This is a genomic window from Salegentibacter salegens (assembly GCF_900142975.1).
In the GTDB taxonomy this organism is placed as follows: domain Bacteria; phylum Bacteroidota; class Bacteroidia; order Flavobacteriales; family Flavobacteriaceae; genus Salegentibacter; species Salegentibacter salegens.
The window spans coordinates 1,210,375-1,233,706 of record NZ_LT670848.1 but is presented as its reverse complement, the minus strand read 5'-3'; the positions used below and the strand labels follow the sequence as shown (position 1 = coordinate 1,233,706).

Below are 23,332 nucleotides of genomic sequence, written 5' to 3'. Positions count from 1 at the left end.
AATCTATAGATTGGTTTTTAGATTAAACACTACTAAATTAAGCCTATCCCAAGGCTTAGCCAAAGATTTAAGGATAGGTTAACAACTCTATTTTTAATTTTCTAAATAAGCTGGGTAGTTATATTAGTTGCTGAAGTTAAACTTTTATGCACCGGGCAACGATCGGCAATTTCCAAAAGTCTTTGTTTTTGTTTCTCGTCTAAATCGCCAATAAGTTTAATTTCCCTTCTAAAAGTATCTATTTTAGAATTTTTCTCTTCGCAGTTTTCACAATCTGTGCTATGTTCCCGGGAATAAAAAACATGGGTTTCTACATCTTCTAAAGGCCATTTTTTTCGTTTAGCATACATTTGAAGCGTCATAGAAGTACAGGAGGCTAATCCTGAAGATAAAAACTGATAGGGTGTAGGGCCATAATCTTTTCCGCCGGCTTTTATAGGTTCATCGGCTAGGAAAGTGTGGTTTCCGGCTTTCATACTTGTAGTAAAATCATCTTCTTTTTCTAATCCTGCTACCACATCTGCATTAGATTCAGGAATTTCTTTCTTCGGAATTTCCAAATATCTCGAAGCCCAGGTAGCAATTACGTTGCCGGCATAAGCTGCATCACCTTCGGAAGCCAATAGGTGCTCTGCCCCATCTAGCGAAACAAAGCTTTTAGGATGTCGGGCAGCGATATAAAGTTCTTCGGCATTTTTAATACTTACAATTTTGTCCTGTGGGGAATGCATAATTAACAGTGACTTTCTAAGTTCACCCAGGTAAGGTTTTAATTCGTGTTTATCAATATCTTCAAGAAATTGCTTCTTTATTTTAAAAGGTCTACCGCCAATATTTACCTGTGCCTCACCGTTTTTCTCAATTTCCTCTACATTATTTTGTATTAAATGCTGAACATGAGCTGTGGTGGAAGGGGCGGCAATAGTAGTAACCGCTTTAACCGATTTCAATTCTTTAGCGGCGAATAAAACTGCTGCACCACCCAGCGAATGCCCAATTATTAAGCTGGGAGCTTTAAATTCTTCTTCTAAATAAGTTGCCGCAGCCAGAAGATCCTGAATATTTCCTGAAAAATTACTATCGGCAAAATCGCCTTCACTTTCTCCTAATCCTGTAAAATCAAAACGTAACACCCCATAGCCGTTTTGCGCCAAAGTTCTACTGATATTTTTAGCAGCAAAGAAATTTTTATTACAAGTGAAGCAATGTGCAAAAAGCACAAAATTATGAGGGTCCTGGTTAAAAGGAAGCTCTAAATAACCAGATAGATCATCACCATTTTTATTCTTAAAGTTTACTTTTTCAGTTTTCATCTATAAGTTTTTATTCAAGGTACAAATTGTTTGGCAACGGCTAAAGCAAAAAAGCCGATTGAAAATCAAAAAATAGTTCTTTGAGTTTACAATCAGCTTTTAAATAAAGGGAGATTATGGGTTATTCCAGTTCCCTTATTTTAATATTTCTAAACCATACTTTATCGCCATGATCCTGCAATGCAATGTGGCCTTCTCTATCTTTTCCAAAATTTTCCCAGTCTTTAAATTTAGAATTTTCAACCAGTTTACTCCATTCTTCTCCGTGAACCGGGAATTCATTAATCAAAGTTCCGTTTAAACGAACCGAACCTTTATTGGTTTCGTGATTAATTCTAAGCACGGTTTTATTCCATTCTCCCGCGTTTTTGGTTTTGTCTTCGCTTGGCGGCATCATATCGTAAAGTGCACCGGCCTGTCTAACTTCACCATTTTTTGCATCTGGGTGCAATTTATTATCCAAAACCTGGATTTCGGGACCTGTGAAATAAGGCTCAGAAAATTCTTCGCTTTCCTGCACGCCCCACATAACTCCGCTATTTCCTCCTTCTGAAATTTTCCATTCCAGGGAAAGTTCAAAATTAGTGTAGGTTTTTTCTGAAATAAGATTTTCAGAACCTTCGCGTTCTCCTTCAGCGGGGGTAAATGCAAGAGCACCATCTTCTACCTTCCACTGGTCTGAAATAGAATCGGCGTTAAAGGCTTTCCAACCTTCAAGATCCTGACCGTTGAATAAGGCGGTATAATTTTCTTCATTGTTCGCCATTGCTGTAGTGTCATTCGCTGCATCAGCTTCATAGGCCTCTTTTGCCTCTTGTGCTTCACTATCAGATTTCTTATCAGATTTACAGGCGGTGGCCATAATTGCAGCCGTTACTATAATTAAACTTGTTTTCTTCATTCTATGTGATTAGTTAATTCCTAAGATTCGTTTTAATTTTTGTTCGTCAATTTCACTTCCTGCAAAATCGTCAAATTTCTTTTGGGTAGCTTCAATAATATGGCTTTTAATAAACGGCGCACCTTCGCGCGCACCCTGGTCTGGCGATTTAATACAGCATTCCCATTCAAGAACTGCCCAAACATCGCAACCATATTCGGTTAATTTAGAAAAAATGGTTTTAAAATCTACCTGGCCATCTCCGGGATGTCTATATCTTCCCGCACGATCTATCCAGTCGCCATAACCTCCAAAAGAGCCTTTTTTTCCGGTAGGATTAAATTCGGCATCTTTTACGTGGAACATTTTTATGAATTCGTGATAATGATCTATGTACGAAATATAATCCAATTGTTGCAGCACGAAGTGGCTGGGATCATATAATAAATTAACCCTTTTATGATTATTGGTAGCTTCAAGGAATCGTTCAAAAGTAACTCCGTCGTGAAGATCTTCCCCTGGATGTACTTCGTAGCACACATCTACGTTTTGTTCATCAAATTCATTTAAAATAGGCATCCAGCGCTTTGCAAGTTCCTTAAATCCCATTTCTACAAGACCTTCCGGTCTCTGCGGCCAGGGATGGGCAGTATGCCAAAGCAAGGATCCACTAAAAGTTCCATGCACATCCAAACCAAAATGCCTGCTGGCACGAGCTGCGCTTTTCATTTGCTCTACGGCCCATTCGGTTCGGGCTTTTGGATTGTTTCTAACTTCTTTTGGAGCAAAATTATCGAACATAGTATCGTAAGCCGAATGCACTGCCACGAGTTGCCCCTGTAAATGCGTACAAAGCTCTGTAATTTCCAGGCCGTAAGATTCTACTTTTCCTTTAATTTCGTCGCAATAATCTTTGCTTTCCCCGGCTTTTGTTAGATCTATTAAAGCCGATTCCCAGGTTGGGATTTGTATTCCTTTATATCCTAAATCTGCCGCCCATTCGCACAAACCATCCAAGCTATTGAATGGCTTTTCTGTATCCATAAATTGAGCTAAATAAACCGCAGGTCCTTTTACTGTTTTCATCTCATTAATTTTTTATGCGTCTATTTTTATCCAAACATTTCCTTTTGAGTGAGACTCCACTACTTTTTCTATAAAGTTCATGCCGCGTATACCGTCTTTTATTGTAGGAAATTCAGCAGGGTGATATTTTTCACCATTTATAGCTTTTGCCACGCCTTTGTAAATATTTCCCATAGAATCAAAAATCCCTTCTGGATGTCCAGGAGGTAGTTTAGTACCGTCTAAAGACAAAGCTGAATTATAATCGTGGCCCGGTTTTAAAACTTTCATAGGTTGCCCGTCTTCTAATTTATAAAGATAATTCGGGTTTTCTTGTTCCCACTTTAAGCCTGCTTTTTTTCCGTAGATCTTTACGGCAAAATTATTTTCTTCTCCCGTAGCGATCTGGCTGGATCTAAGCACTCCTTTTACAAATTCTGAAAAACGCAGTAGTACGGTGCCGTCTACATCCATTTTATTATCTGAATATACATAATTCAAATCGGCTAAAAGTTCTTTTACCTCCAGGCCGGTAACATACTCAATCATATCAAAAGCGTGTGTGCCAATATCACCAATACAGCAGCTTATTCCTCCTTTTTCAGGATCAAGTCGCCAAATGCTGTTTCTTTCATCTTTATCGTGTATAATTGAATTTATCCATCCCTGATAATATTGTACGTCTATTTTTTGAACTTCCCCGATCTCTCCAGCTGCGATCATTTCTTTCATCTGGCGAATCATTGGGTAACCGGTATAGGTGTAAGTTACCGCAAAGATAGTTTTAGATTTAGTGAGCGTATCTTCAAGGATTTTTGCTTCTTCGTAAGAAGTGGTCATTGGTTTTTCACAGATTACGTGAAAACCATTTTCCAAAAGCTGTTTTGCCATTGGAAAATGCAAAAAGTTTGGTGTAAGAATAGATACCGCTTTTATGCGTTCATCTTCCGGCAACTTTGCTTCTTCAGCGATTAGATGGTCCAGGTCTTTATAAACCCTGTCGGTTCCAATTCCTAATTCCTGAGCGAATTTCTTACTCTCTTCAATGTCGGGATTAAAAACTCCACCTACAAATTCAAATTTATCAAACATAGAAGAGGCCACCCGGTGTAAGATCCCGATAAGGGAATCGCCACCGCCGCCTAATACTCCTAATTTTATTTTTTTACCCATAAATTATTTATTTTTTGTTTGGTTATATTTCAATATCTTTTTTCTCTATTTTTTCGTCTTTAAAGAAGATAGCAAATAAAATCATTACTAAAAAGGCGAATGCTGCTGGTATTATCCATATTTGTTGCCAGTCGTGACTTCCATCGGCTAGAAGGTACATATCACTAACCATTCCTGCTACCCAGAATCCTATTAACATACCAAAACCATAAGTGGCCAGGGTAATTAAACCTTGCGCTGCACTTTTAATTTTTGGTCCCGCTTTAGAATCGGTATAAATTTGACCCGATACAAAGAAGAAATCGTAACAAATTCCGTGAAGTGCTATTCCAAGAATGAGCATAAATACGAGCTCTCCGGTGTCGCCAAACGCAAAGAGTAAATATCGTATCGTCCAGGCCAACATACCAGCAAGAATCGTGATCTTAAAGCCGAATTTTTTGAAAAAATATGGAATTAACAAAAGAAATAGTGCTTCAGAAACCTGGCCAATAGACATCATTGCAGTAGGATCTTCCATACCTATTTCCGAAAGAAAAGGGTTGGCGTTTTGATAGTAAAAAGCCAGCGGAATAGATATTAAAATAGATGAAATAAAGAAAATCAAGAAGTTTCTTCCTTTAAGTAAACCAATAGCTTCCAGACCTAAGATATCTGAAATAGTTACTTTTTCTCCTTTACTGCTTGGTGGTGTTTTAGGCAAGGTGAAACTGAATAATCCCAAAACCGCTGAAGCAACTGCTGCCATTAAAAAAGTGTAGCGTAGCATCCCTTCGGCGCGACCCTCAGAAGAGTCCCAGGCAAAAACTAGGCTTATTACCAGCCCTGAAATTATCCACCCAATAGTACCAAAAACTCGAATGCTGGCAAATTGTTTTGATGGGTCTGTCATTTGGTAAAACGAAATAGAATTTACTAGGGCAAGTGTTGGCATATAAAGAATCATATACCCCAAAACAAAGGGATAAAAATTGGTGAAATCTTCTGATTGAAACATCATATAAAGCAAAATCGCACCTGCAATATGAAGAAATCCTAGAATGCGCTCCGCATTAAAAAAACGGTCGGCGATTAAACCAATAATAAAGGGAGCCACTATTGCTCCCCAGGATTGTGTTGAAAATGCCATGCTTATCTGCCCGTCAGTAGCATCGAGATTATTTTCATTACCTAAAAATGTTCCTAAAGTTACAAACCACCCTCCCCAAATAAAAAATTGGAGGAACATCATGGTTGATAGTTGAAATCTGGTTAAACTTTTCATTATCTTATGTAGCTTCTCTTAATTATTGTTGCTGTTTAATTTGCTGCCTACTTCTATTAAAAGTTCTTTGGTGGCCTTTATACCTTCTTCAGGAGATAAATTTTCGCCTTCATACTCTACACCCACAAAACCGGTGTAACCCGCATCCTGAACAATTTTTAAAATTCTTTCATAATCAAGGGATGTTTCTTCACCTTCATCATTAAAATCATAAGATTTGGCGCTAACCGCTTTGGCGTGCGGCATCATTTCTTCTATGCCCTGGTATTTTGGATATTCTTCTACACATTTTGCTTCCCAACGTTCGCCACCTTCTCTTTTAAGACAGAAATTTCCAAAATCGGGTAGTGTACCACAGTTTTCCATATTTACGCCTTCAATTACTTCTACAAGAAGCGCTGCATCAGAAGAAAGATATCCATGATTTTCAACCAAAACATTTACATTTTGTTCAGCGGCATATTCACTAAGAGCTTTTAGACCTTTGGTAGCTGAAGTTTTCCATTCTTCTGGTTCTTCACTTCCAAAAAGGTTTACACGTATAGCGTGAGCTCCAAGAAAACTGGCAGCATCAACCCATTTTTTATGATTTTCTACGGCTTTATCGCGTTCAGCCTTGTTAGGGCTGGCCAACTCGCCTTCGCCATCTACCATTATTAGAACATTTTCAACATTAAATTCTTCACTTTTCGCCTTTAAAGTATCCAGCATTTTTTGCATTGCTTCTTCTGGATTACTGGCTTCACTAATTCGTTGGCCATAAAAACTACTTACATATTCAATACCTTCAAATCCCATTTCGTTTGCTTTTTCTGCAAAATCCATCGGGTCTAATTCTCCGGCAAAAATTGGTTTATTAAGAGACCATTGTGCAAGAGAAAGTTTAAAAAATGGCTCAGCATTTTCTTCGGCTACTTCAGCGGTTGCTGTGTTTTCTTTTTCAGCTTTTTGATCTTTACAGGAGAAAATTCCGAAGGAGATAAAAAGGAATAATAAATAATAAGAAACTTTGGTTAGTCTTAGGTTCATAAAATGTATTTAAGTGTTACTGGAATGTGATTTTACTGATAGTTTAAGATCTTAAAAGTATACTTTTTTTTAAAGAAGCAAAATTATAACCATAAATTTATATATTTGGAAACATTCGATTAACTAAATTATTAATTAACTACAAGACAGTGAGCAATTATTATGAAAAAGACACTTATGATGCAATAGTCGTAGGTACAGGAATTAGCGGTGGGTGGGCCGCAAAAGAGCTTAGTGAAAAAGGATTTAAAACCCTTGTGCTGGAACGTGGACGTATGGTAAAACATATTGAAGATTATCCCACAATGAACGATGATCCCTGGGATTATAAATTTAAAGGCCAATTAACCCAGGAAGAAGAAAAGCGTCAACAAAAACAAGCACGTACCGGTTATACTACTAATAAAGCCAGTGCACACTGGTTTGTAGACGATATTAAACATCCTTATAATGAAACTAAAAGATTTGACTGGATGCGCGGTTACCACGTTGGAGGCAGATCTATTATGTGGGGGCGTCACAGCTACCGCCTAAGTAATTTAGATTTTACTGCAAATAAAGAAGACGGTCACGGTGTAGACTGGCCAATTCGTTACAAAGATATATCACCCTGGTATGATTATGTTGAATCGTATATTGGGGTTAGTGGTGAAAACCTGGGCTTAAGCCAATTACCAGATGGGAAATTTCTTCCACACATGCCACTTAACTGCGTTGAAGACCACCTTAAAAAAAGTATGTCCGAGAATTTTAATGACGGCCGGGTTTTAACCGCAGGAAGAGTAGCACACTTAACGGGAGATGAAGAATTTGAAGGTCGTTCTAATTGCCAGTATAGAAACCGGTGTATTAGAGGTTGTCCTTACGGAGCTTATTTTAGTAGTAACTCTTCTACTTTACCGGCGGCAGAACGCACCGGAAATATGACGTTGAGACCCAATTCTGTGGTAAATGAGGTTCTCTACGATCCCGAAACCAAACTCGCCACAGGGGTAAAAATAATTGATACCGAAACTAAAGAAGAAATAGAGTTTAAAGCCAATGTTATTTTCCTTTGCGCGTCAGCAATTGCTTCTACAAGCATCCTTATGCAATCAAAATCTGATAGATTTGAGAATGGTTTGGGGAACGATAGTGGAGAACTTGGGCATAACGTGATGGATCATCATTTTAAAGCCGGAGCATCTGGAAAATATGATGGCTTTGAAGATCAATATTATAAAGGAAGAAAACCTAACGGAATCTATTTACCCCGTTTTAGAAATATAAACGGAAGCGATAACCTGGGCTTCACCCGTGGTTATGGTTATCAGGGTGGTGCCAGTCGTGGAGATTGGAGCGAAGGTATTGCTGAAGCTTCTTACGGAAAGGAGTTAAAAGAAGCTATCGAAAAGCCAGGAGGTTGGACTATGGGCCTAATGGGCTTTGGAGAAACTTTGCCTTATCATGAGAATAAAATGAGCCTGGATTATAATAAAACCGATGAATGGGGCTTACCAACAGTAACTTTTGATGCAGAGTTCAAAGAAAATGAACTTCAAATGAGAAAAGACATGGTAAACCAGGCGGTAGAAATGTTGGAAAAAGGCGGATTTAAAGATGTACAGGGTTATGATGATATTGGCGCACCTGGACTTGGAATTCACGAAATGGGAACTGCCAGAATGGGAAGAGATCCTAAAACTTCGGTTTTAAACGGTAACAACCAGGTTCACGCTGTTCCAAATGTATATGTTACCGATGGTTCTTTTATGACCTCTGCAGGTTGTCAGAATCCGTCCTTAACTTATATGGCTATGACTGCCAGAGCAGCAGATCATGCTTCTAAAAACTTTAAAAAATCTAACGCTTAATAATCAGGATTATGAATAGAAGACAGGCATTAAGAAATATAGGACTTGGAGCAGGGGCTATTATTGTAGGTCCCACAACCTTAAACCTTTTGCAAAGCTGTAAAAATGATCCTTCTTATAACTGGGAACCTACTTTTTTAAGTGCTTCTAATGGTTTTGCGCTAAAGCAAGTTTTAGAAGTTATTATTCCAAAAACGGATACTCCGGGTGCTGAGGATTTGAATATTGCTGAATTTATAGATTCTTATATGGAAGAGGTTGCTCCTAAAGATAGGCAGGAGAAATTCAAACAATCTGCTGATGCTTTTGCGAGGGCTTTCAAAAATGAATTTGATAAAGATGAAGGGGACGGCAGTGCAGAAGAATATGAGCAAATTGTAGCGAAATATCTTAAAGCAACCCCTGCAGAAAGAGATGAAATAGCTAAACGAAATACAGAAACCCAGGATCCGCAGGATAAAGATCAAAAAGTGACTTTAGATGCTGATGCAGGTACTTTGGCTTATTTAGAAGAAGTACGAAGTATGGGGATATGGGCTTACAAAACCAGTGAAAAAATTGGTGAAGAAGTAATGTGGTATGATCCAATTCCCGGGGAATATATTCCTTGTGGCCCAGTAGATGAACTGGGTGGTGGCAAGGCTATGTCGCTTTAATTTTTAAGAGTACATTGATTAAATATCAAACCTCCCAGGTTTTTAAAACCTGTGAGGTTTTTTTAATATTAAATGCACCGAGTTTTGCCTCGAAAACAAGATGTATTTTCCCAATACTGCCTCCCGGGGCAGTTTACTTCAGATTTTACTGTATAAAGAGAAAGTCTGAAAAGTTTTTAAATTCTTCATCCTGAATTTATTTCAGGATCTAAGATGATTGATATAATCAAAACAAGTTAGAAGCTGAAACCAGTTCAGCTTGACGAAAATAGAAGTTTTCAGACTTTCTTTTTAATAAAATTAGATGCTAAGACACGTGTGGTGAAATTGGCAGAATTCTATTCTGCTATAGGCATGTAAATTTCAGCTTCCCATAGCGATTCATCTCCACCCATTTGCGGGTTATCTTTAAAAACCTCCAGGATATTTTCCGTTTTAACTTCAATATTATTTTTTTCAGCATAATCGAGTAAATGAAACCAGGCATTATGTGAAAACATATAATTGCCGTAGAAACTCGCTTTCAAAGCTTTTTCTGAACTAATTTTTTGAATATTAATCAATAAATTCTCTGGATAGTCTTTAATTTCTGCAATAGGAAAACAAAAGCTGAAGTTGATATTTTTAGATTTTTTATCCCAGGAGTTAATGAGTATTCTAGGTCTGCCAAGCGTTTTGAGATCGTTATCGAGGATATAATTTGAAAGTATATCTATAGTTTTCATCATTTCAAAAGCTTTTTGATCTACTTTACTATCGGTTGTAATACAGGCACAGGTATTTTCAGGAGAAACAGTCTCACCTTCAATTGTTACCGTGTATAATTCACGATTAGTAGTCAGGGCTTTATTAAAGTAAGCTATTTCAGCTTTCATTTCCTTTTGAGAATCGTTTTGGCCTATGAGTAAGAGAAAACGATCTTCAAAAGAATTATTTTTATTGGTGATCTCTACTTTTATTTTAGTGACAGAGTCATTCTTCGGTTTAATTATCCAATTAAGGTTATAGCTTTCTGAACCCAATTTTGCTTCCTGTACTACTCGCGAAAAATCAAATTTAATCTCAGAATTATTAATTTCCATTCTATCGAAAACAGGAGCATCTATCCTGTAGGCTATTTCGCCGGGAAGTGCTTTGGCTTCAAACTTTATCGTATAATCATCATTTTTAATTGCAAAATACCAAAGCAGAAAAAGCACAGGTAAGCCAGTAAGAAGCAGTAGCCAGTATTTTTTTGACATTAAATTAGTAGGTGAGAGGTTGTATGTTGAGGTTTTTTACTACGTGGTTACCAAGATTTCGACCCTGAACAATACCATTTTCTACTGCAGAGCGATAATGTATTCCGCCATATAATCTACTTATAGCGGCTTCGTTGGCTGCGTGAGAAAAGGAATTAAACGATCTTATTGGTAATCCGTATTTTACCTCGGTGTCATCTTCAAAATTAAAATCATCTCCAAAGATCCTGGTAAGAACGATAGAAGCTGCACCCGAAACCACAGAATGCCCGCTGGAATACTCAGGAAATGGTGGAGTTTGGAGCACGGGCTTCCAATTATCGTCTATAAACTTATTAATTAATGTTTCAGGTCGAACAAGGTTGCTACTATATTTTTCGTCCCAACAGCTTATAAACCCGTCTGCCAGGGCAATGGCAGTTGCGGTATAAGCATAAGAACTTTGCGCAAAATCCAGGTCGGCTTTTTTAGAAGCAATTTTACAAATTCCCATCCAGTGCCCGCCGGGAGTAATTTTTTTGGTAGCAAACATAAGATGGCCTCTTTGGGTTGAAACATAAGGATTACAATCCCAAAACTTGGCTATTTTCACTTCTTCAGCATCATCACCTGTTTTCTCCATTTCTTTTTTAATCTCATAAACTTCAACAAGTTCATCGTAAAAAGCTGTTCCTTTCTTAAGTGAAAACTCGGGATGAGGTGCCGGTTTAAATTGGGAAGAAGAATCAAGTGTAAAAGGTCTTATTTTTGGCCAATGCGGTTCAATACCATCCATATAGGAGGGTGGGGTGGGTTGCCAGCGGCCGGGATCGTCACTATACACAGAGTATTTAGGCATAGTGCGGGTTTCTTTGTAATTATCTTTTTCAATCCATTCAGATAGGTGTTGCGCAACCGCTAAACCATAATCTTTTGAATTATTGAATTCTTCTTCATTTGTTCTCTTCCACTCTGTATAAAGGCTGTCACGATAGGTGGTAAGTAGTTCTTCAGAAAATATTAATTTTTTTCCAATTTCCATGTTCGCAATTAGGGCTGCCAGCTTAAAATTGATGTTGGCAGTAGTGTCGGCTTTAGGGATTGGCTTCAGCTCTTCAAATTTTGAAGTAAAATCTATTAAATCTTTATTTTCCTGTCGCATAATTTGATAAGCGGCCAGGTTAGAATAGGCATAAATGCGGCTGGCAACGGGGGGCGAAAAGATATCGTGAACCATAATTTCGGTGATCTTATCTACCGTTTGGTGATAGTTTTCAGCCGTAACCACAATAGGTTTTTCGTCCTTAACACAGGAAGTTAGTACTATGGTAAAAATGAATAAATAAAATATTTTTTTCATTTACTTCTTCAATTTATAAAATTCAGGTTTGCCATTATTCAGGCTCACCATAAGATAATCAATCCCCTTAAAATTAATTAAATCAAGGCTCCTCACGCTCTTTTGGGTAAGATTTATTCCCAGCTCAACACTTTCCAGAATTTCTCCATTTTGCGTGATCATATTTCCAGCCATTCCATCAAACCTCCCGTGATATGGGGTTATTCCAAAATAATTCCCGGCAACCAATACTTCATCCTGATTATCTTTATTAAAATCGGCTTTTAAAAAGGCTAAAATAGGGGCTACCTGCAGTGCATTTTGAAAGCGGTTAAAAATAAACTTTCCATCCTGATTTAGCAAATATCCTGAAGCCATTGTGTGCACTTTCAGTAATTTAGCTTTTTGTAGCACTTCTTTCTCAAAAATATCTTCTATAGTTTTCCCGGCAAAATCCTTGTACTCCGGGAACTTCTTACGCAAATATGAAAGTTGTCCTACCAGCTCATCGAGTCCATTTGCAGGATAATATTTTTGATTTTTAGCATAGGCTATAATTGTTTCTGTACTTCCGTTTTTGTCGAAATCTGAATAATACATTTTTAACGGAAATTCTTTTGAAGCAGGAAATTTGGTGTTTAAGCCCCAGTTTCCGAGTAAATAATCCATTTTCCCGTCGTTATTTATATCAAAAGGAATAATTGTTTGCCACAGCCCGTTTAGTTCTTTATCCAGCATTTTTGCTGTAGTATTCTCTAAAGTCCCGTTATTATTTCTGAAAAATTTTGGCGACATCCATTCTCCAATCACGATTAAATCGTCAAGGCCATCTTCGTCAAAATCAGTCCAAATTGCATCGGTTACCATTCCAGCTTTTTCGAGTTCAGGATTTTTCTGAATCCTGAATTTACCGTTTTCATTAAAGAGTAAATAGGAGGAAGGTAGTTTGCCAAAGTCGTTAGAAACCGCGGCGCCGCCTACAAAAATATCTAGATCGCCATCGCCGTCTAGATCACTAACTTTAACCACCGAAGTATTTTCAAAATATTGGGGCAATTCCTTAGCCGTTAGTTCCCCATTTTCAACAGAATAAATTTTATCCAATAAAGCATCAGCCTCACCGTAGAATTCCCCACCACCTGAAGTGACAAAAAGTTCATTCTTATTATCCTGATTAAGATCGGTGATAAATGCTGAAGTATTTTCGGTTTTTTCATCTTCTTTCAAAAGTTGAAAATCCTGTTTTTTAAAGGTGTTCTTCTGCTGAAAATAAATTTCTGCGGGTTCAAATTTTGAATTTCCGAAGTAAATATCATCCAAACCATCAGCGTTCAAATCTCCAACCGCAACTGCCGGTCCTCGATCTGAAATTTGGTAAGGGATCAATTTTTGACGGTCAAAATCGGTATATCTATTTTCTTTGTGATTAAAGTTAATTCCGCCTAAAGAATCAATTTTCTCAAACCAGGGTGATGGGGCAGGAAAAAGCTTTTTATAATCAATCTCTTCAAGATTTTGATTTTGGCTTATTTCTAAATGCTGATTTATTTCAAGCTGAAATTCTTTCTGAAAGGTATTATCTGGCCAGATAATTAATAAAGAATCTAACTTTTCTTGCTTTGGAAATCCAAAATGAATAATAGGTTCTGATGAAGACTGGAAGCCTTTTGAATTATAAAGCTGGCGGGTTTGCATTTTTCCATCCTGCCAGGCAATTGCCTTGGTGCCAATCCCGAAGGTATTTTTATCTTTCAGGTTAAAAGATAATTTTAAATATGCCGAAGTCGAGTCTGACTGGTTTTCATAAATATTCGCATTTGCATTAATATTGTTACTTACAATATCTAAATCTCCATCATTGTCCAGGTCGCCATAAGCAATTCCTGTGGAGATCACAGAATCTCGAGCCATCCATTTCCCCGATTGATCGGTGAAATTTAGGCTGGCAGAACCTTTAAAAACATAATTGTGCACTTTACCCGAAGGCATCATCTCTAAGGCTTCATTATCTACCAAACGGGTATTATTTATTTTTTTCTGAATCTGGTTACTGGAAACATATTTTATATAATCTAGATCGTTGGGGCGTTTAGGTATCCCGGTGGCGATATACAGGTCCTGGAAGCCATCCTGGTCAAAATCTGCGAATAGGGGAGCCCAACTCCAATCGGTAGCAGCAATCCCGCTTAAAAGCCCTGTTTCCTGAAAATATTCTCCCTGCTGATTTATTTGCAGCATATTCCTGGCATACTGGTAGTGATAGCCTAATTCTTCGGTTTTAAGTTTATCCAGATCTCGGGGATCGTCACTTACAGAGGCTTTTAAAACCTTTTCATCTTGAGGGAGCATATCCAGGCTAAGCATATCAATAAAACCGTCGTTATTTACATCGGCGGCGTCATTTCCCATAGAAAACCGACTTACATGACCAAATTTTGATTTTAGGGTTTCGGTAAAAGTACCATTGCCATTATTCAAATAATAATAATCGTCTTCGTGAAAATCGTTACTCACATAAATATCTGTAAAGCCATCATTATTAAAGTCGGCAGTAGCAAGACCGAGCCCATAACCATTTGCGCCTCCGTAAATTCCGGCTTCTTCACTTATATCAATAAATTTACCGTTATCATTTCTTAAAAGTTTATCGCCACTTTCTGCAATGCGCTTATTGCGAATATCGGCCGGGCCGTAAGTGTTTACTGTGTGTACGGCGTGATTTAGGAGGTACATATCCAAATCGCCATCATTGTCAAAATCGAAAAAAGCAGCCGTTGAAGAATAATTTTTAAAATCTAATCCGAATTCTTCCGCTTTTTCAGTAAAAGTGCCATCGCCATTATTGATGAATAATTCGTTTATTCCGTTTAAACCGTTAATTCCCGAAACGGCACACACATAAATATCCAGGAAACCATCGGCATTCACATCGGCCATAACCACACCTGTATTCCAGTCTGATTCTCCTGAAACCCCTGCCTTTTCGGTAATATCTTCAAACTGCATCTTTCCTTTATTGAGAAAAAGCTTGTTATTTACCTGGTTTCCGGTAAGATAAATATCGGGCAAGCCATCGTTATTGATATCGCCAACAGCAACGCCACCGCCATTGTAGAAATACAGGTAATCTAAAATATTTAAGGCATTGGTTTCGGTAAGATTGTTGCTAAAATTTAAACCTGTAGTTTCTTCCGGAAGTTTTTCAAAAAGAAAATCTTCAGGTGCTTTTTCTTGTTCACAGGAAACGAAAAAGATCAGTAAAAATATCAGGCTACAAGGCTTTTTCATCAAATTTAAATATTTTGGGTTCCTGATTATTTACCGCTACAAGAATTAAGATTTCTCCATTTTTATTGGCAATTTTCCTGATGTACTTCACTTCCCCTTCAACTAAAAAGCCTGATTTTTCTGAAGAAATAATCTCCATGTTTCCGTTTTTTTTCACTTTTAAAAGAAGTCCTTTACCGGCATCTAGACGACCGAATTGAGGTTTTAAATTAAAATTATTTCCGGCGAGTAAAAAGTATTTATTGCCATTTTTAGTAATTAAATGTTCAATCGCGTGAATACTCGATAACTGCGCCTCGGTAGGAAGTTCTTTAAACTCATAATTGCCTTCAGCATTATTTAAAGCAAGAAAACTTTTAAAAGTTGTAATTTCTTTTACGATAGAATTATCGATAACTTTTTCGGGAAAAAGTTCTTGTATAGACTTTGTAGCATATTCTGAAAATTTTAGATTCTGCTTTTTTATTGCTGAAATTTGACCAGCCAGTTCTCTTCTTAAATGAATTGGAACATCTTTTCCATCAATATTTCGGGTAAAGATTTGTTCTATGGTGCCGTTATTATCAAAATCGTTAATATAAACCTTAACTGGATTTTCAGCTGAAGTTTGATAAAATGAATTGGTGCCCCGGTTCCCTAAAATAAAATCTGGGATTTCATCTTCATTTATATCAAGAACCGAGAGGGATGTCCAGCTGCCGGAAAATTCTTCAAGGTTGGTTTCTATTAATTTAAATGATCCTTTATTGTTTTGCAGGATTTTCGGCGCCATCCAATCCCCGGTTAACACGAGGTCTTTTTTACCATCCCCGTTAGTGTCTTCCCAGGTGGCATCGGTAATCATCCCGAGGTCATTGAGAATATAAGCTTTGGCATCGGTTACATCTTTAAAACTGCCGTTTCCATCGTTTTCCAGTAATTGATGTTTCGGATTTATACCGAAAATTCCGGGTACGTTCCTGCTTCCTATAAATAAATCTAAATCACCATCGGTATCAAAATCGTAAGTTGCGATAACCGCAGTATTATGGCCGGTATTTGGTAAGTTAAAATTTGAGAGCTTAAAATTGTTATTTCCCTGATTCAGGTAAATTCTATTGCGGAAAATTTCTTTACTAACATTTGCCTCATTCCCGCCTGAACCTACTATAAGATCTGGTTTGTTATCTCCATTTACATCGGCAAATACAGCATAGGTGTCTTCGAAACTTGCATCGGTATTAAAAATGTCAAGCTTTTTTTTAGTGAAATCTCCTGAATTGCTTTGCAGATATAGTACTCCGGCCTGGCCTTTTGCGCCTCCTAAATAAAAATCCTCATTTCCGTCTTCGTTTATATCGGCTACAGCTAATGCCGGGCCTTCACGCGATAACATTTTTGGTATTAGACCTTCATAATCGTAATCTATATAATTATTTTCTTTATGCGTTTGAAGCTTTGTATTTATTTCAGTAAGAATAGGTAGATTTTGCTGTTGTTTCAGGCTATAAGTGGAATTAGCTTTAGTTTGATTTAGTTCTAAAGTGGTATTAATCTTTGGATTTTCAAGAAGCTGTGTAGTTCTATCTGGCCAGATAATTCTAAGCGAATCTATTTTTTTAGCTTTTCCAAGGCCAAATGTAAGGCTGTAATCTATGGAAGATTGAAAACCTCGAGTAGGAATTAATTCTTGAGAAAGCACCTGATTATTGAGGTAGAGTAGGGCCTTACTACCAATGGCAAAAGTATTCTTGTCCTTACCTTTTAGATTTAATTTCAGGTAATTATTTTCTAATTTCTCTGATGATCGATTTTTATAAATGAATATTTCCTGATTCACGTTGTTAACCACAAGGTCAAGATCCCCATCGTTGTCTAGATCGGCGTATGCAGAACCGTTAGAAAAGCTGGGTTCATTTAAACCCCAATCCCGGGTTTTATCTTCAAAAGTAAGATCGGCATTATTCTGAAAAGCATAATTGGGAATAGGATTGCTGGGCATCTCATTTAAAATAGAATCAAATTCTTTTTTCTTACCTGTTATCACCATTTCCTGAAGGATGTCGTTGGCAAAGAAATCCATAAAATCCTGGTTGGTAAGATCGTGGTAAATACCATTGCTTACATAAATATCTTTAAAGCCATCATTATCCATATCAAAAATTAAGGCGCCCCAACTCCAATCGGTTTGGGCCACATCACTATGAAATGCTATTTCCTTAAAATTATTGTTCCCCGTATTAAGCTGCAGCGTGTTTTGCATGAATTGATGATAGAAATCCCTGCTCTCTTTGAGTTTATAAATATCAAAGCGTTCAAAATCTGAGGTTTCTTTAAGGCGTTTATCACTTTCAGGAAGCATATCGGTGACAAAGATCTCGGGGCGGGCATCGTTATTTATATCGGCCATATCTGCACCCATCGACGAAAGACTTAAATGAGAAACACGGTTTTTAATATCTTCAGTAAAAGTACCATCCCCATTATTGATATAAAGGTAATCACGTTCATAGAAATCGTTAGAAATATAGAGATCGGGGAGTTGATCGTTATTAACATCACCAACGGTAACTCCAAGTCCGAAACCAATTAAACTTCCATAGATCCCTGCTTCTTTACTTACATCGGTAAATTTTCCGTTATCGTTACGAAGTAATTTATCGCCTCCACCTTTAAAGATTTCGGGCAAATCCCAATCTTCACTTCTAAGATCCCGTTTATTATTAAAACTTAGGCTGGAAACCGGAATAAAACTATTGTTAAGTATATATACATCGAGGTCTCCGTCGCCATCATAATCAAAAAAAGCAGCGTGGGTTGTAAACCCGTTTTCATCTAAATTATAGGAAGCCGCGTTTTCAGTAAAGGTAAGATCGCCATTATTTATAAAAAGTTCATTCTTACGATCGGCTCCTTCAATATTTCCGGCATTGCTAACATAAATATCCAGAAATCCGTCGTGATTAATATCTACCATACTCACACCGGTACTCCAGTTTTTTATTCCCGCAGTGCGAGAGCTTTCGGTAATATCTTCAAATTTAAAATCGCCTTTATTTAGGTAGAGTTTATTTTCACCAAGATTGGAGGTTAAATAAATATCAGGCAAACCATCGTTATTAATATCCCCAATGCCTACCCCAGCGCCATTGTAAAAATTTCTATATCGAAAAATGTTGAAATCTTTTGTATTGGTTATTTTATTTTCAAAATTGATGCCTGTTTCTTGAGGGGACAATTTAGAGAATAATGCATCTTGATTTTCTTTTTCTTCCGGTAATTTATGTTGCGCCTTATCTTCTGTACATGCGTTGAAAAACAGAATAATAAAGATTAAACTTAAAGTTGAAAGAAAAGATAAATGAGAATTGATTTTCATTGAGAAAAACAGGTTTGAAGGGAGGCTATTTTGATTGGCAATTTAAACAAATTTTAAGAAGGTTTTAGGAGTCTAAAAGAAAAGAGACTAAAAATGCAATGCATTAATAGCCTCTTTTTTATAAAAACTAATTCAAGTAATTAGTAACCTTCGTTTTGTTCTAAATTAGGATTAGAAGTCAAGGCTGTTGAAGGTATTGGAAACAATACTCTAAAAGCTTCTGTGTTATCTTTAAAGCTCCACGTATCGGTATAAGTACCAAATCTAATTTGATCCTGTCTCCTGGTGAATTCCATATAAAGTTCACGACCTCTTTCGTCAAGTAAATCCTGATCTGTTAGACTTTCTAACGGAGTAGCTTCTCTTAGTTCCCGTAACTCGTTTACTAAGCTTAAAGCAGATTCGCCAGATGTTCCTCCACGGTGAATAGCTTCAGCCTTCATAAGGTGGGCATCAGCATAACGGAAAACAATTAAATTACCCGGATAAGCCCCATCTGATGGGTGGTATTTAAGTAATCTAATACCGGTTCTCTCATTGTTACCTACAAGACCTGGCAATTCTTTAGTGTAAACCAATGGGTTTCCAGTCCTGTCGCTTAATTCTGATCCATCCAAAGCATATTGCTGGTTTATTAGAAATCCATATCCTATATAAGATCCATCTTCCATTCCGTCGTCGTCATCATCTAAATCACCTTCTCCCGCAGTATTCCCTGAAGTAGGTACAAAACCTCTACGTTCTTCCTGGCCTGAACCCGGTACGTTAACTTCGGGATCTCCTTCAAAAAGGTCATAAAATTCAGCTAAAGTTGAAAAACCATTCCATCCTCCTGCTTGTTGTCCGGGCGTTCCCTGGTTATAGTGTAAGGTACTCCACATACGTGCATCGGCACCGTAATTAGTTCTAAAAATTATCTCAGTATCAGAAACATCTACATCAGGTTCAAAAATCTCGAAGAATCCACTTTGAAGTGCAAATCCATTTTCAGCAATAGCATCCACGTGAGTAACCACTTCAGTCATATCTTCAGCAGCCGGCGCTCCTGTACCTAAATAAATATGTTTATTTAAGTACAATTTAGCCAGTAGAAAGTTCGCAAGAGCCTTAGAAGCTCTATCGGTATCCGCTCCCGGTCCATTGGCTGGCAATTCCGGCAAAGCTTCTTCAAGATCGTTCATCGCAAAGTCAAAAGCTTCAGCCCGTGACATTACCATTGGGCTTACATCGGGACCTTCATCTACACCTCTAAAGGGAACCTGGCCGAATAAATCTATTATCCAGTACATACTGAAAGCCCTTAAGACTTTGGCTTCTGCAACCTGGGCTGCACTTGCTTCCGGGGTTTCAATAATTTCGCTTAGGGAAAATACACTGGAATTAAAGTTGTTCCATGTATTTAAAAGATAAGGGTGAGTAGCATCCCAGGTGTGCTGGTGCAAAGTTCTCCAAACTCCATTGTCTCCCCAGTCAGTTCCCCTGGTGGGAATTAATAATTCATCTGATGTGGCTTCCTGTAAGGCATATAAATTTTCCTGGGTTTGTAAATGTCCCTGGATGGTATTATACGCGTTATTTATTGAGCCTTCTACGTTACTTACTCCGTCAAATCCACCATCTGATGATTCACGGGTTACCGAGTCGGTATCTTCAAGCTCCAGATCGGTACAGGACGCGATACTTAGAACTCCTAAAGTAGCTAGTGTTATTTTTAAAATACTCCTTTTCATAATACTTTTTTAAAATGATGCATTTAAACCAAAAGTCACTGTTGTTGGTCTCGGGTATGCGGTATAATCTATACCGGCCGAAGGAACATTATTTAGTGCTTTATTGGTATCTACCTCTGGATCAAGACCTGTGTAATCTGTAATTACAAAAAGGTTTTGCCCGGTTAACGATAATCTCAAGGTGTTGAATAAGCTTTCTTCAGCGATATCAAAATTGTACCCTAAAGTAAGGTTTTGCATTCTTAGGAAATCTCCTTTTTCAAGAAACCTTGTAGACACATCTGGTGCGTTAAGGTTAGATTCTCCATTACCAATAACATTTTGAGTCACATTTCTACCATTACCAATTGCTCCCGCAGTAAAGAAAGCATTTTCGGTATTGTTATAAATATAATGTCCAAATTGTCCTGTTAGAAAAGCAGATAAATCCCAATTTAAATATTCTACACTGGTAGAGATACCTAAATTTGTGGTTGGTAATGCGCTTTTGCCAACAAATTGCTGTACATCTCCATTAGGATAAATGGACTGGCCCGTTTCATCAAAGCCTTCGAACTCTCTTAAAAAATAGGAGAAAAGCGGCTGGCCACCAACTAAACGTTGGGCAAAGGCTCCCGTTAATCCCTGTCCACTTATTTCACCGGTATCAATTACTCCGTCAAAATCTTCAACCATATTATCGTTGTAAGCAATGTTGAAGCCGAAGTTCCAGAATAAGTCTTCCTGCTGAATGATATCATAATCTATCGCAAATTCAACCCCTTTATTAATCACATTAGCATCCAGGTTCTGGAATACGAATGGTTGGGGAGAAGGTTGAGCAGAAAATACCTGGATTAAAAGATCTGTAGTATTTTTGTAATAGAAATCTAAAGATCCGCTTAATCTATCGTTCATAAAACCATAATCAAGTCCAATGTTGGATTGGCTTGTTTCTTCCCATTGTAAGTTAGGATTAGCAAAAGATACAAGCGTAGTACCCGGAGCATCTATGCCACCACCATTGTTAATTCCGAAACCGGCCCATCTCTCACGCTGTTCGTATTGGTTATATGGAATTTCCTGGTTACCGGTTACTCCGTAACCCAATCTAAGTTTTAAGGTCGAAATAGCTTCCGGAATAAAATCTTCATCACCTATTTGCCATGCGAAAGCACCAGAAGGGAAATATCCGTATTGGTTATTTCCACCAAAACGAGTAGAACCATCAGCTCTTAAAGTTGCGGTGAATAAATATTTACCTGCCAATTCATAATTTAACCTGGTGAAGAAAGACTGCAATTCATCGGTAACATCAAATCTATCTCCTGCAATGGCACTTGCAGCTATATTACCAGGATTGGCCACATTATCTGTAGCTATTTCAGGGAAAAGACGGTTTACAAATATATCTTCTCCGGTATATCCATATTGTTGATATGCGCCGTCTATAGAGCCTTCAATAGCATCTCTACCGGCTTGAAGTTCATCTATCATTGCATCCATATCTCCGGTTGAAAAACCAAAACCTGAAACAGTAATTCCTGAACGACTAAAGTCCTGGAATGAATAACCGGCTAATGCAGTGAACTTAGAATTCTCAAATTGCTTTTCGTAATTAACAGTAAGTTCCATTAATCGGTTTGTAGAATTAATCTCATTGATATAACCTCTACCATTGCCCGGAACACCAGATCCTACACCCGCAATGTCTCCAGAAAGAGCAGCACCACGATAAGAGTTAGATTCGTCATAACCCAGGGCAACTTTTGCACTTAACTCTGGTAAAATTTTATAATCGGCCGATAGATTAAGTAAAACCCTATCGGTTTCAGTTTCATCCTGGTTATACTTTAATAATGCAAGTGGGTTTATAAAATCACCACCCGGAGTAAATTCAGGATCTGCCGGATATGTTGGATTTGCAAAATATGCTGTTCCTAATAAATCTCCCTGCGCTCCTGCGTTATCTGATATTGGAGCACGTTCATCATTAACCCTGGCAATGGTAGATTGAAGGTTTAACTTCAATTTATCATCTAAAAGCCTATGAGTTAAATTTAGCCTACCGGTTAACCGCTCCATAGAAGAATTCTCTATAATTCCATTTTGATTGGTATAATTACCGGAAACTCTATAATTACCACCGGTATAAGAGTTGGAATAAGAAAGGTTATGAACCTGGGAAAAAGCAGAGCGGGTAATTTCGTCCTGCCAGTCAGTGTTGCCACCAAAATCCAGGTCTTCTCTGTTGCCACCATAACTTTCAGCAGCGTCTAAAAATTCTTCCCGGTTTAAAAGATCAAATTCGTTAGCCGGAGTTGCAATACCCAGGTTTGTACTATAATTTAATCTTCCTTTATCTCCTCTACCATCTTTTGTAGTGATAATAACAACCCCATTAGCTCCCCTGGAACCATAAATGGCGGTTGCAGATGCATCCTTAAGTACACTCATACTTTCAATATCAGATGGGTTAAGGAAATTAAGTGGGTTTTTAGAACTGGAAGATCCAAAACCTACATCATCCCCACCTGCCGAAACTTCATCTCCAGCCAATGGAACCCCATCTACTACAAATAGAGGATTGTTACCACCTCTAACCGATGTTGTACCACGAATACGAATGTTAACTCCGGCTCCCGGCTCCCCACTAGAAGTGGTTACCTGTAATCCGGCTGTTTTACCTTGTATAAGTTCTTCTGGCGAAGAAATTACACCCTGGTTAAATTCTTCAGATGAAACTGTAGAAACCGCACCAGTCGCGTCTCTTCTTTCTACATTACCATAACCAATAACAACTACTTCGCTAAGTGCACTGGCATCTTCTGCCATTGTTGCGTTAATTGTTGTTCTTCCGTCTACCGAAATTTCTTGTTGGGCATAGCCTACAAAGCTAAATACCAGCACACCATCACCTGGAACATCGTTTAACGAATAATTTCCGTCAAAGTCGGTTACGGTACCATTGGAGGTACCTTTTACCACAACATTCACTCCCGGTAAGGGCATTTCCCCATCGGTTACTGTTCCCGTTATTGTTTCCTGCGCCTGGACAAAGCCAAAGCTGAAAATAGCAAACAGAAACAAACCGATTTTGAGTAATCTTTGTTTCATAAATTTAATTTTACAGTTGATTAATTAAACCATTAAGTTGATGATCTAAATTAGTAAAAAATTATGCT

At 37.8% G+C, this 23,332-nt stretch carries 14 protein-coding genes; 2 read left to right on the top strand and 12 right to left on the bottom strand.

The window, feature by feature from the left end; translation table 11 throughout:
- Window positions 1-101 precede the first annotated feature (101 nt).
- The 6 genes from B5488_RS05540 to B5488_RS05515 all read right to left on the bottom strand — a co-directional run bounded on the left by B5488_RS05540 (window position 102) and on the right by B5488_RS05515 (window position 6,724).
- Window positions 102-1,313 (bottom strand): bifunctional alpha/beta hydrolase/OsmC family protein, encoded by a 1,212-nt coding sequence (locus B5488_RS05540; RefSeq protein WP_079734353.1) that lies wholly within the window; start codon window positions 1,311-1,313, stop codon window positions 102-104.
- A 121-nt stretch (window positions 1,314-1,434) separates the two neighbouring features.
- Entirely contained in the window at window positions 1,435-2,214 is a 780-nt protein-coding gene (locus B5488_RS05535) for a 3-keto-disaccharide hydrolase (RefSeq protein ID WP_079734352.1), read from the bottom strand.
- A gap of 9 nt (window positions 2,215-2,223) precedes the next feature.
- Window positions 2,224-3,279 carry a sugar phosphate isomerase/epimerase family protein gene (locus B5488_RS05530; protein WP_079734351.1) on the bottom strand — a complete coding sequence of 352 codons (1,056 nt, stop codon included), beginning with the start codon at window positions 3,277-3,279 and terminating at the stop codon, window positions 2,224-2,226.
- Between the two features lie 12 nt (window positions 3,280-3,291).
- Window positions 3,292-4,431: a Gfo/Idh/MocA family protein gene (locus B5488_RS05525; protein ID WP_079734350.1), complete on the bottom strand. Its 1,140-nt coding sequence runs from the start codon at window positions 4,429-4,431 to the stop codon at window positions 3,292-3,294.
- A gap of 22 nt (window positions 4,432-4,453) precedes the next feature.
- Window positions 4,454-5,695, bottom strand: a complete 1,242-nt coding sequence (locus tag B5488_RS05520) for a nucleoside permease (protein WP_079734349.1) — start codon at window positions 5,693-5,695, stop codon at window positions 4,454-4,456.
- A gap of 18 nt (window positions 5,696-5,713) precedes the next feature.
- Entirely contained in the window at window positions 5,714-6,724 is a 1,011-nt protein-coding gene (locus B5488_RS05515) for a sugar phosphate isomerase/epimerase family protein (RefSeq protein ID WP_079734348.1), read from the bottom strand.
- 149 nt (window positions 6,725-6,873) lie between these two features.
- On the opposite strand from B5488_RS05515, the gene B5488_RS05510 reads away from it, so the two are divergent.
- Together B5488_RS05510 and B5488_RS05505 are read left to right on the top strand one after the other, a co-directional pair.
- Entirely contained in the window at window positions 6,874-8,577 is a 1,704-nt protein-coding gene (locus tag B5488_RS05510; RefSeq protein ID WP_079734347.1) for a GMC oxidoreductase, read from the top strand.
- An 11-nt stretch (window positions 8,578-8,588) separates the two neighbouring features.
- Window positions 8,589-9,233 (top strand): gluconate 2-dehydrogenase subunit 3 family protein, encoded by a 645-nt coding sequence (locus B5488_RS05505; RefSeq protein ID WP_079734346.1) that lies wholly within the window; start codon window positions 8,589-8,591, stop codon window positions 9,231-9,233.
- A 338-nt stretch (window positions 9,234-9,571) separates the two neighbouring features.
- Here B5488_RS05505 and B5488_RS05500 read toward each other — a convergent pair whose 3' ends face one another.
- From B5488_RS05500 to B5488_RS05475, 6 genes are all read right to left on the bottom strand, one after another.
- Window positions 9,572-10,474 carry a hypothetical protein gene (locus B5488_RS05500; protein WP_079734345.1) on the bottom strand — a complete coding sequence of 301 codons (903 nt, stop codon included), beginning with the start codon at window positions 10,472-10,474 and terminating at the stop codon, window positions 9,572-9,574.
- Window positions 10,475-10,478: 4 nt separating this feature from the next.
- Window positions 10,479-11,813, bottom strand: coding sequence for a vanadium-dependent haloperoxidase (locus tag B5488_RS05495; RefSeq protein WP_079734344.1), 1,335 nt, complete (start codon window positions 11,811-11,813; stop codon window positions 10,479-10,481).
- Window positions 11,814-15,080, bottom strand: coding sequence for a VCBS repeat-containing protein (locus B5488_RS05490; RefSeq protein ID WP_079734343.1), 3,267 nt, complete (start codon window positions 15,078-15,080; stop codon window positions 11,814-11,816).
- Entirely contained in the window at window positions 15,064-18,438 is a 3,375-nt protein-coding gene (locus B5488_RS05485) for a VCBS repeat-containing protein (RefSeq protein WP_079734342.1), read from the bottom strand. The genes B5488_RS05490 and B5488_RS05485 overlap by 17 nt, the downstream gene beginning before the upstream one ends.
- A 140-nt stretch (window positions 18,439-18,578) precedes the next feature.
- A complete protein-coding gene (locus tag B5488_RS05480; protein WP_079734341.1) occupies window positions 18,579-20,168 on the bottom strand; it encodes a RagB/SusD family nutrient uptake outer membrane protein in 1,590 nt (529 codons plus the stop codon).
- Window positions 20,169-20,177: 9 nt separating this feature from the next.
- Window positions 20,178-23,264, bottom strand: a complete 3,087-nt coding sequence (locus B5488_RS05475) for a SusC/RagA family TonB-linked outer membrane protein (RefSeq protein ID WP_079734340.1) — start codon at window positions 23,262-23,264, stop codon at window positions 20,178-20,180.
- Window positions 23,265-23,332 lie beyond the last annotated feature (68 nt).